This window comes from Streptomyces sp. NPDC051183, assembly GCF_040682455.1.
In the GTDB taxonomy this organism is placed as follows: domain Bacteria; phylum Actinomycetota; class Actinomycetes; order Streptomycetales; family Streptomycetaceae; genus Streptomyces.
The window spans coordinates 1-9,155 of sequence record NZ_JBFBBA010000092.1; the positions used below are offsets into that span (position 1 = coordinate 1).

Below are 9,155 nucleotides of genomic sequence, written 5' to 3' on the forward strand. Positions count from 1 at the left end.
ATCCGCCGCTACATCATCTGGCGGAACAAGCACGCTCAAGATGAGCGCCTCCGCTACGTCGTGAACAGGGCGAACGTTGCCTGATGCGGCACTAGAAACGCCGGACGGCACGGTCTTCGAGGCCGACACAGCAGCTGAACTCGGAACCGGCGACTACGTCGTGGGCGACGACGTGGCCTACCACCGGTTGGCGCTGCCCGCAGTACCCGACCCGGCTGTGTCGGCCCACCAGGGCGTGTGGACTGCGGTACTGAAACGGCTCCGCGAGTCCGAAACGCAGACCGCGCTGCCCTACGACCTGCTGGTCCACTGCCACTCGAACCTGTCCTTCCAGGCAGATGCCCTGCAAGGCGACCTCCGGCCGGGCGCGGACGTGGCGCTCATCGCCCGCCTTCGCGAGTACGACGTACCGGTCGAGGACCGCGCGACGGTGTGGGCGGAGGTCACATGGCCGAGCGGCGGCAGCCACACCGTGCTCCTGAAACCGAAGCCCGGCGGCGACTACGCCGGTAGTTTCAGAACCACCGCACCGGGCTTGTACACCGTCCGGGTTCGCGCGCACGGCGAGACTCTCCACGGAAGTCCGTTCACCCGCGAACAACTGCTGACGGCCCAGGCCGTCGTCGGTGGCGCCGGAACGCCAGGGCAGGAGCCGGGCGACGACCGGCTCGTGGAGCTGCTGTGCTGCCTGGTCTCCAGCGGCGCGATCGGCCCCGCCTTCTTCGAGCAGTGGGGCATGGATCCGAACCTTGCCCGCCGCTGCCTCGCGCGCCTTTGTCGGGAACGCCCCGACCAGCCGGGCGACGGCTGATCCCGCCTACGTGGAGGCCGAACTTGCCGACTGCGAACAGGTCAAGCTGATGCGGCTGCGCTACACCGGCGCCGTCGGCAGGTGGGGCTTCGCCCTCTACTACGTCGGCAGTGACCGCTACGAAGGCTCCATCCTGCCCACCGGCGGCCTTGCCGGCACCCCCGAAGACGCCCTCGACTGCGCCTGCCAGCTCCACCTCGCTGCCCTCGACATCTGACAGGACACCACGCACGACATCGGCTCCGGGGTCAACCCCCGAAGGACTTCGAGCGCAGACCACTAAGGACCGCCGGGCCCGTCACCGCCGCCACCAGACCGACGAGCACCAGCACCCCGGCCACGGCGACCACGGCCGGCCACCAACCGCACCAGGCCGACACGGCCACCGCAGGCACCGCCAAGCGGACCGCCGTACGGGCCGCACGCGGCCAGCAGGACCACCTCCGGGCCCCGGACACGACCGCGCGCAGCGCCCCGCCCGTCTCCTTCTCGTAGGGGCCCGGGTCGGCGGCGAGGTCGGCGGCGGTCCGGTCACGTCGCACCTGCGTCCCCGCGCACCACCAGGTGGCCGACGAGGACGGATCACCGGGCTTGAGATCCCGCCCGGACAAGAAGCGCACCAGCAATGCATCGGCGGCCCGCGTCGGCGGCGCCCCCGCTCCGGGCCGCCCCGCCTTCTCCTTCTGCCGCTGCTGCGCGAGCGCCCCGGCCGCCGGGACTCCGATCATCACGGCCGCAAGAGCGGCTTTGCCCGGCTCCGCCTGCGCCCACGCCCACAGCTCCCCGTACACACACCCTCCTGAATCCGGACACACCAGCCCGCACCCAGACCAACGAGACTCCTGACAGCAGGAAACCCCCCTGCGGGCGATCCGCAGGGGGGCTGATAGGCAGGGTGGCGGCGTCAGCCGGTCAGGAAGAGCGCGGCCTCGGCGGCCGTGGCGGCGACTCCGACAGGCACCCATTCCCCGGACTCGACGTCGAGCTCCAGGAGGACGCGGGGGGCGTCGGGGGCGAGGTGCGCGGCGCGGCCTCGGGCGGCGGCGTCCAGGGGTTCGGCGCGGCGGCGGCCGGTGATCTGCCGGTCGGATGCGCGCCGCTGGTCGCGTCGGGCCGCCCACTGCTTCAGCGGTTCCTCGCGCTCGCCCACGGCCGTCCTCCTCTATCGCCACTGCGCCCCCGGCAGCAGGTTCCCCGGTTCGTCCAACCATGGTGTCTCACCCTGGGGTGTGACCGTAAGGCCGAAGGAGTCGAGACCGGGGCGGCCTTGCTCCTCCCACCAGGCGCAGGCGGCTTCTACGGCGTCCCACAGGCGTCGGGGCCCGTGCTGGTAGACGGTGCCCGGCCCGTCCTCCTCCGGCCAGCGCACGGCCGCCCATGAGCGGTCGGTGCGGGAGTAAAACCAGGCGGCCCGGGTGCCGTCCTCCTCGCGGAAGACGGTGTGGGTGATGTGGGGTACGGCGAGGCCGATGACGAACTCGGCGTCGGTGTCGGCGAGCTGGTCGGGCTGCACTGCCGTGCCGGTCGAGCCGGGCCAGGTGGTGACGTAGTCCTCGTGGGCCGGCCACACGGTCCGGTGCGACCGGGCCCGCATGAACTCGATCCCCGCCCGGAAGCGGCCGGACGCGGTGCCGTCGCCGTACGCGGTGAGGCGCAGCAGCGCGTCCCGGTTGCTGTAGTGGGTGCCGTAGGGGACGGCGATGATCCCGCCGGGGCGGACCTGATCCATCCAGGCCCGGGGGATGGAGCGGACGCCGAACGTGCACAGCACCCGGTCGTACAGCCCTTCCCCCGGGTGACCGGCGAGGGCGTCACCGGTGAGGACCTCGGCGTACAGGCCGAGCCTGCACAGCCGTTCGCGGGCGGCGGCCGAGACGGCGTGGTCCACGTCGATGGTGACGACGTTCTCGGCGCCGCAGCGGTGGGTGAGGAGGCCGGCGGTTTCCCCGGTGCCGGTGCCCGCGTCCTGGACCCGCATGCCGGTATCGGCGTCCAGGGCGGCGAGGAGTTGGAACACGACGGTGGCTGCGAGCTGGACGACGTCGCCACGCGTCCCGGGTCAGTGCCGCGATGGTCGCCGTCGTCCCACTGCGTGACGATCGACAGGTCACTGTCCGCGTACCCGTACCAGGCCGCCGGATCCGTACGCCGGTCGACGGTGACGGCCTGGGCCACCGCGGCCTCGCCGCCGGGGAGAAACGGCCACATCAGGCGCGGCAGGAACTCGGCACGGTCCACGGCGGCGAACGTGGGCGCCCAGTCGGAGGTGAGGGCGCCGGATTCCATGAGGCAGCGCCCCAGCTCGGTACGGCTGGGGCGCTGCTGGTGTGCGATGGCGGTCATGGCTACCTGTGCTTCCCGCCGCCGCTGGGGGTGCTGGTGTCGGGGTTGGACGGCGGCGGCGGGGGCGGGGTGGAGATCGGCGCGGACCCGCCGCCGTGGCTTCCGCCGCCGCTTCCTCCGCTCCCTCCACTGCTCCCGCCGCTCCCGCCGCTTCCGCTGTTCTTGCTCATGATGGTCTTCCTCTCGTCGGTGGTGCGGTACCGGCCGGGTGGGGTGCCGGGCCGGCGGCCCTGCGCGCGGGTGGACCCGTCGCAGGGCAGTCTCAGGGGTTGGCGATCCGGTCGGTACGGCGCTTGACCACACCGAGGGTCTCGGGCTTCGTCGTCTCCCACCGGGTGGCGAAGTTCCCGGTGTAGACGGGGCGCAGCACCCACACGGTCCCGCTAGCGCGGACGTCGGTGACGATGGCGGCGCGCCCATCGGCGTCGGTTACCTGGTCGCCGACCCAGGCCAGGGGCCCGCTCACCGGGCGCCTGCGGGCATGTCCGGGGCGAGGTGGCGCAGGGGTTCCAGCTCCCGGGGGTCGGCCGTCCACTCCCGGCCCGATCCGTCCAGGGGCCGCATGTGGGCGGTCCGGCTGATGGTGCGGCCGGTCGCCTTCGAGGTGCGCACGAGCACGGTCCCGACGGTGCCGGTACGGCCGGTGGCAGGGTGGATGACCTCCCGTCCCACAAGGGGGTGGTCGTTGTTGTCCCGGACCCACACGTTCGCGTCGCTCAAGATCACGTCCGTACCTCCTACCGGTGTCGGCTGAGGGGTGGGAGTGCGCCCCGCTGCTAGGCCGGGGCGCACCCCCGGGGGGATGTGCTGTGGGTAGTCAACCGGCTACCGGGGCGGGCAGGCTTGGGGTGTACCGGACTTTGTGCCGGACTTTCCTGACCCGGTACGCCTGAAAGTCCGGGGCGCCTGCCTCTACCGTGCGAAGTGAGGCCACGGCGCGGCGACAAGAGGGGGCTGCTGATGTCCGAACCGGCGGAGGAGCAGACCGTGTTCGCCGGACTGGTGGACGGGTTCGGGTGGCACAGCCCGGCGACGTTCATCCGCGTGTACGCGGCCGTCGCGCGGCGGATCGGTGAGCGGGAGGACGTCACCGACCGGCAGGTGCGCCGGTGGCGGGCGCCCTCGCCGCCGTGCCCGCAGCCGGGCCGTCAGCGCGTCTTAGAAGCCATGTTGGGCATCCCGTTGGAGCAGGCGGGGTTCCGGGTGCCGGAGCACCGCCGCAACCCCGTCACCGTCCCCGTGCCGGTGCTGGACCCGATCCCCGAACTGCGTGAAAGGCGGCCCGATTCCATGGAGCGCCGAACCGTCTTGGCCGCTGTGGGCGGCGCCGCCCTCGCCGTGACCGGGATCGGGGCGCCGGCCGCCACCGCCTACGACGGCCCCCGTGTCGGTACGGACACCGTGACCGACCTGCGCCAGGGCCTGAGCGCTCTCTACGGGCTCGACGACCGATTCGGCGGCAACACCGTCGGCCCCCTCGCCGCCGCCCACCACACCCGAATCCGGCGCCTGATCGACACCGGGTCCTACCCCGAGACGATCGGCCGCCAGCTGCGGCTCATCTCCGGCGAGACCGCCGAACACGTCGGATGGCTCGCCTTCGACGCGGGCGACCACACCCGGGCCCGCACGTACTGGAGCCAGGCTCAGGACACCGCCACCGAGTTGCGTGACGACTCCCTCGCCGTCGTCGTGCTCGCGTCCATGTCGCTGTTGGAGTTGCGCGAGCAGCAGCCCCGCCTCGCGCTGGACCACGCCCGGCGGGCCGCCTCGCTCGCCGCTCCGTGGGCGCCGCCGTCGCTGCTGTCGATCCTCGCCACCCGCGAGGCGCGGGCGCTGGCGATGCTGGGCGACTCGGCGTCCGCGCGCTCCACTCTGGCGAACGCGGCCCGCCTCTACGAGAAAGACCGCGGGTCCCGGCCAGCGCCGGACTGGACGACCTTCCACGGGCCGGCCGAACTCGCCGCCGCGCAGGCCGAGCTGTTCACCGCGGCCGGACACCACCGCGCGGCGGTGTCGTGGCTGCGCCGCGCCCTGGAGCGCCAGGAGACCACCTACGCCCGTAACGAGGTGCTCCAGCGGGCCGGACTGGCCGGTGCGCTCGCGCGTTCCGGCGAGGCCGACGAGGCGGCGCACCACATTGAGCAGGGCGAGGCCCTGCTCACCGAAGTGTCGTCGGGGCGGGCGCGGGAGTCTCTGGCCGTGGCCCGTCGCGAACTGCATCGTGTCCGTCCCGCCTGATGAGGAGCCCCGTGGAGTTCACCACCGTCACCGTCACCGCCGCCGCCGGGCGGGAGCTGGACGACCTAGCCCCCGTCTACGAGGCCGTGTTCGCCGAACCCCCATACCTGGAGGGCCCCCGGGACGTCGCCGAGTTCCTTGAGCGCTACCAGCGCGAGCACAAGACCCCGGGCTTTCGCCTGGTCCTCGCCCGGGACGGCGGCGAGCTCGTCGGCTTCGCGTACGGCCTGCCCCTCGCGTCCACCACCGGGTGGTGGTCCGGCTTCCTGGACACGGAGCTGCCAGAGGACTTCACCCGCGAGGACGGCCGCCGCACGTTCGTCGTGATGGAACTCGCCGTCCTCGCCGACCGGCGCGGCCACGGCATCGGCCGGGCCCTGCACACCGCGCTGCTGGACGGAGTGACCGCCGAGCGGGTCACCCTCACCGTCCGCCCGGAAGCGCCGGCCGCCGCCTGGTACGAACGACTCGGGTACAGGCTGGTAGGCCTCACCCAGCCATGGGAGGGCGCACCCGTGTACCGGTCGATGGCCAAGACGCTGTTGGGCTAGCTGAGGAGCGGGAGGCGTCCATAGGTCGGCGACCGTGACCATGATGCCGTGCTGTCACAACTGACCCGGAAAATCGGACATCCGTTACGGTGCGGCGTCATGGTCACTCAGCCTGCACGGACCGCCGCCTGCGATCTCTCGGCTTCGTGACAGTGGTGTGAGAGACAGCGAGGGTTTGGGCGTTGGTGCTGGTCAGGGTCTTTTTTCGGGGCAGATCTCACTGTCGTGGATGTGAGAGGTCGGGGTGATTCCACTGTCACGGGGCGGTATTCGTGCAGGTGGCGCACTGGCATGAAACCGAGAGATCGCACGCAGGCCACCCACCACCCCTGTCACCGGCCCGTCTGGGCCGAGCACGCCGAACGCACCGAGACCTTCCTCGGCCAGCTCGGCACCACCCGCAGGACCGAACGCGCCCGACTCCAAACCGACTACGACAGGGCCGCCCGCGTGGTCGCCGAGATCGACGCGGCCGCCGCAAGCAACGAGAAGGAGTCGGCATGAGGATCTCGGCAGCCCAGAGGGCCAAGAACGAGAACCGCATCAGGGCCGCGATGGACCGGCTCCTGCGCGGCGAGATCCCGCCCGGCGGGAAGTGCGACGTCAAGACCCTCGCCCAAGAGGCCGGTGTCGACCGCACCGCGTTCTACGGCACCCGCCCCTACGCTCACCTCCGCGCCGAGTTCGAACGCCGCTTGCAGGCACTCCAGCAGGCCGGCGAGACACCCGACCCGCGCGAGGCCCAAATCGCCCGCCTCAAGGCCGAGAACGCGAAGCTCAAAGAGCGACTCGCGGAGGCGGAACAGGGCAACGCCGACCTGGTCGAGTTCCGCGAGCAGGCCCTGGCCCGGCTCGCCGCCCAGCACGAGGAGATCGTCCGGCTGCGGGAGGCCTCCGCCGCGGACACCCGGATCGCCCGCCTCCCCGCACCGCGGACCACGGTCATCGGGACCTGCAGTTGAAGCCCATCGGCGGCGAGAATTCATGCGACACCGTTCTGGGCCGCCTCGGATACTGTCCCACCAGGAGAAGGAGGAGGTCATGGCACTCGTCAGGAAGGGCTCGCGGCGCATCAGCGTCGACGGCGTCACCTACCGATGGACGGTCCGCAGGCGGGCGACCTACGCGCGCGGCCTGGCCTGGCGGCCACTGGCCTACGCGGTCGAACAGGACGAGACGCCAGGCGCCACGCTGCTGGTCACCACGAACCGGCCCCACCCAAGCAACTGGCTCGGCATCCCTGCCCGTGCCGTCCTGCCAGCGGAGGTGGCTACCGCGATCCGCACGGCCCAAGCCGGGGGATGGACACCGGAGACGCCCGGTCCGCTCTTCCAACTCGACCAATCCGATGGATTCACGCCTGCCGGCTGACCCGCTAGGGAGTGAGCTGCGTCACGCCAGATCCGTCGGAATGCAACACATGCAGATCTCGACGTCACGAACACGGCGTCGGAAGCCGACCTGTTCAATGACCACACGGTTCATCCGCACACGGGCTCTGCGGACACAAGCCGCAGTTGCGCGATGTCCCTACTTCAGGCAGGTGTCGACACCACAGTGATCGCACTCTGGCTTGGCCACGCCGGCGTCCGCTCCACCGACGCCTACGTCCACGCCGACATGACCATCAAGGAGAAGGCGCTCTCTCTGACTGCACCGGTCACCGCCCGCCCCGGCCGCTACAAGCCCACCGACAAGGTCCTCGCGTTCCTCGACCGCCTGTGAGTCGTGAGCGGAGCCGGGGGTGACAGTGCGCTTCGATAGCCTGCGGCGGTGGCTGATGATTCGTTGAAGTTCCTGATCGATGCCGATCACGGGCAGTTCTATGTCCAAGACCTTGAGCCTTATGACGCGTGGATGGCCGAGCATGCGACGGACCCGGACCTACCGCCGGCTGGCTGGACCGACGAAGCGGTACACGTTCACCGCATCGGGGTGGAACCGCACTCGATCTCCGTCGGCACCGCACGGGATGACATGGTCGAATCGCTGATCACCGTCCGCACGTCCGCACCAATGATCGAGTCGGCGGCTGAGCACATCGTGGAGGTGGACCTGGCTGCCCCGACTGGCCAACTCGCCGTGTCCAGCCCGGGAGTCCACCCGGAGGACGGGCCGAGCATGACCGTTCCCGCTGGGCTGTTGCGAGCCCGGGTCTCCTACATTCCGTCTGACCCACCGGCCGTCGACACCACCGGCGGCCCCGGCGATCACTTCCTCTATCGGATCGACCTCTGGCCCGCCGACCAGCCATGCGGGCTGGTCGTCCTCAAGCAGGGCCCGAATCCCTGGGCAGGATAGATCCTCCCGCCGTCGACTATGCCGAGCAGAACAGCCGCCGCACAGCCCACGATCAGGCTTGCCGACAGCCTTCTCGGCGTAGTCGCGGTCTCGGCATAGGTCGACCTATGCGGATATCCGCATAGTTGGATGAGTTCGGCTACCTCGACCTGGACAAGCCCGGCGCGAAGCTGCTGTTCCAGGTTTTCACTGAACGTGAGGAGCGACGCGCGATCGCGATCGCCTCGAACGCCCCGTTCTCGGAGTGGAAGCAGACCTTCACCGACCCCCGGCTTTGCGCGGCGATCGTGGACCGGGTGACCTTCAACGCGCACATCATCGAGACCGGCACCGACTCGTTCCGCCTCGCCCAGACCCAGGAGAAGCGCCGCCGGGCCTGACCCGTTCCAACACCGAGGCCGGCGCCCCAAGGGGGCACCGGCCTCGGCCATGCTGAGCCCGCCCGCTCTCCGCGCGACCGAGCCAATGCCCGTTCTCGTCGTCCACCGCGGCTCGGAGAATCCGTCGGTCCCGGATCGAACACGGGTCGAGATCCGCAGAGTCGACGCACCTGTCAGGGGCACGCCGGTGACCGGATCCGATGGCCCAACGCTACCGCTCCGGCCCCCACCCCCGGCCAGCAGAACCACCCGATCGTGGTGGAGCCAAAACAACTTGGTACCAGGGGCGCGAACCCGCTTCTCGCACGCCCCCAGCACCCGCTCAGTGGAGCCAAAAGAACTCCGAACTCTGGTCCCAAAAGAAGTGCTTACAAACAAGTCCATCCCCCAGAGCAGGCACATCCCCTGCCCCAGTCCCCCCAGAGCAGGCGCATGAACCGCCCCGGGTTCCATAGAGATCTCAGACTGTGGTTGTGACCTGGGGTTTCGTGAGTTCGGTGTAGTAGTTGGCTTCGTATTCGACGGGCG

Annotated in this window: 14 protein-coding genes and 2 pseudogenes; 11 read left to right on the forward strand and 5 right to left on the reverse strand. The window is 70.6% G+C overall.

Going from position 1 to position 9,155, the window contains the following annotated elements:
* From AB0M99_RS37055 to AB0M99_RS37065, 3 genes and pseudogenes are all read left to right on the forward strand, one after another.
* Positions 1-84: pseudogene (locus AB0M99_RS37055) on the forward strand (transposase); the annotation flags it as partial.
* 76 nt (positions 85-160) lie between these two features.
* The gene (locus AB0M99_RS37060) at positions 161-811 is read left to right on the forward strand and encodes a hypothetical protein (RefSeq protein WP_365928566.1); all 651 of its coding nucleotides are present in this window, start codon (positions 161-163) and stop codon (positions 809-811) included.
* Between the two features lie 10 nt (positions 812-821).
* Positions 822-1,028, forward strand: coding sequence for a hypothetical protein (locus AB0M99_RS37065; RefSeq protein WP_365928568.1), 207 nt, complete (start codon positions 822-824; stop codon positions 1,026-1,028).
* Between the two features lie 31 nt (positions 1,029-1,059).
* On the opposite strand, the gene AB0M99_RS37070 is transcribed toward AB0M99_RS37065, so the two are convergent.
* From AB0M99_RS37070 to AB0M99_RS37090, 5 genes are all read right to left on the reverse strand, one after another.
* A complete protein-coding gene (locus tag AB0M99_RS37070) occupies positions 1,060-1,602 on the reverse strand; it encodes a hypothetical protein (RefSeq protein ID WP_365928570.1) in 543 nt (180 codons plus the stop codon).
* Positions 1,603-1,715: 113 nt separating this feature from the next.
* On the reverse strand, positions 1,716-1,961 hold the full coding sequence (locus AB0M99_RS37075; protein ID WP_365928572.1) for a DUF6087 family protein: 246 nt from the start codon (positions 1,959-1,961) through the stop codon (positions 1,716-1,718).
* Between the two features lie 12 nt (positions 1,962-1,973).
* A complete protein-coding gene (locus tag AB0M99_RS37080; RefSeq protein ID WP_365928575.1) occupies positions 1,974-2,828 on the reverse strand; it encodes a methyltransferase domain-containing protein in 855 nt (284 codons plus the stop codon).
* A 588-nt stretch (positions 2,829-3,416) separates the two neighbouring features.
* Entirely contained in the window at positions 3,417-3,620 is a 204-nt protein-coding gene (locus tag AB0M99_RS37085; protein ID WP_365928577.1) for a hypothetical protein, read from the reverse strand.
* Positions 3,617-3,880, reverse strand: a complete 264-nt coding sequence (locus AB0M99_RS37090) for a hypothetical protein (RefSeq protein WP_365928579.1) — start codon at positions 3,878-3,880, stop codon at positions 3,617-3,619. The genes AB0M99_RS37085 and AB0M99_RS37090 overlap by 4 nt, the downstream gene beginning before the upstream one ends.
* Before the next feature lie 234 nt (positions 3,881-4,114).
* On the opposite strand from AB0M99_RS37090, the gene AB0M99_RS37095 reads away from it, so the two are divergent.
* From AB0M99_RS37095 to AB0M99_RS37130, 8 genes and pseudogenes are all read left to right on the forward strand, one after another.
* The gene (locus tag AB0M99_RS37095) at positions 4,115-5,395 is read left to right on the forward strand and encodes a hypothetical protein (protein WP_365928581.1); all 1,281 of its coding nucleotides are present in this window, start codon (positions 4,115-4,117) and stop codon (positions 5,393-5,395) included.
* Positions 5,396-5,406: 11 nt separating this feature from the next.
* On the forward strand, positions 5,407-5,946 hold the full coding sequence (locus AB0M99_RS37100; protein WP_365928583.1) for a GNAT family N-acetyltransferase: 540 nt from the start codon (positions 5,407-5,409) through the stop codon (positions 5,944-5,946).
* 291 nt (positions 5,947-6,237) lie between these two features.
* The gene (locus tag AB0M99_RS37105) at positions 6,238-6,450 is read left to right on the forward strand and encodes a hypothetical protein (protein ID WP_365928585.1); all 213 of its coding nucleotides are present in this window, start codon (positions 6,238-6,240) and stop codon (positions 6,448-6,450) included.
* Entirely contained in the window at positions 6,447-6,908 is a 462-nt protein-coding gene (locus tag AB0M99_RS37110) for a hypothetical protein (RefSeq protein WP_365928587.1), read from the forward strand. Before AB0M99_RS37105 ends, AB0M99_RS37110 begins: the two co-directional genes overlap by 4 nt.
* 79 nt (positions 6,909-6,987) lie before the next feature.
* On the forward strand, positions 6,988-7,317 hold the full coding sequence (locus AB0M99_RS37115; protein WP_365928589.1) for a hypothetical protein: 330 nt from the start codon (positions 6,988-6,990) through the stop codon (positions 7,315-7,317).
* A gap of 90 nt (positions 7,318-7,407) precedes the next feature.
* Entirely contained in the window at positions 7,408-7,671 is a 264-nt protein-coding gene (locus AB0M99_RS37120) for a hypothetical protein (RefSeq protein WP_365928593.1), read from the forward strand.
* A 48-nt stretch (positions 7,672-7,719) separates the two neighbouring features.
* Positions 7,720-8,247, forward strand: a complete 528-nt coding sequence (locus tag AB0M99_RS37125; protein WP_365928591.1) for a hypothetical protein — start codon at positions 7,720-7,722, stop codon at positions 8,245-8,247.
* Positions 8,248-8,372: 125 nt separating this feature from the next.
* Positions 8,373-8,627, forward strand: a pseudogene (locus AB0M99_RS37130) (ATP-binding protein); the annotation flags it as partial.
* Positions 8,628-9,155 lie beyond the last annotated feature (528 nt).

Excerpts from the sequence above, each read along its gene's own strand:
- AB0M99_RS37095 (WP_365928581.1), top strand. The coding sequence starts at position 4,115 with ATGTCCGAACCGGCGGAGGAGCAGACCGTGTTCGCCGGACTGGTGGAC.
- AB0M99_RS37105 (WP_365928585.1), top strand. The coding sequence starts at position 6,238 with ATGAAACCGAGAGATCGCACGCAGGCCACCCACCACCCCTGTCACCGG.
- AB0M99_RS37110 (WP_365928587.1), top strand. The coding sequence starts at position 6,447 with ATGAGGATCTCGGCAGCCCAGAGGGCCAAGAACGAGAACCGCATCAGG.
- AB0M99_RS37115 (WP_365928589.1), top strand. The coding sequence starts at position 6,988 with ATGGCACTCGTCAGGAAGGGCTCGCGGCGCATCAGCGTCGACGGCGTC.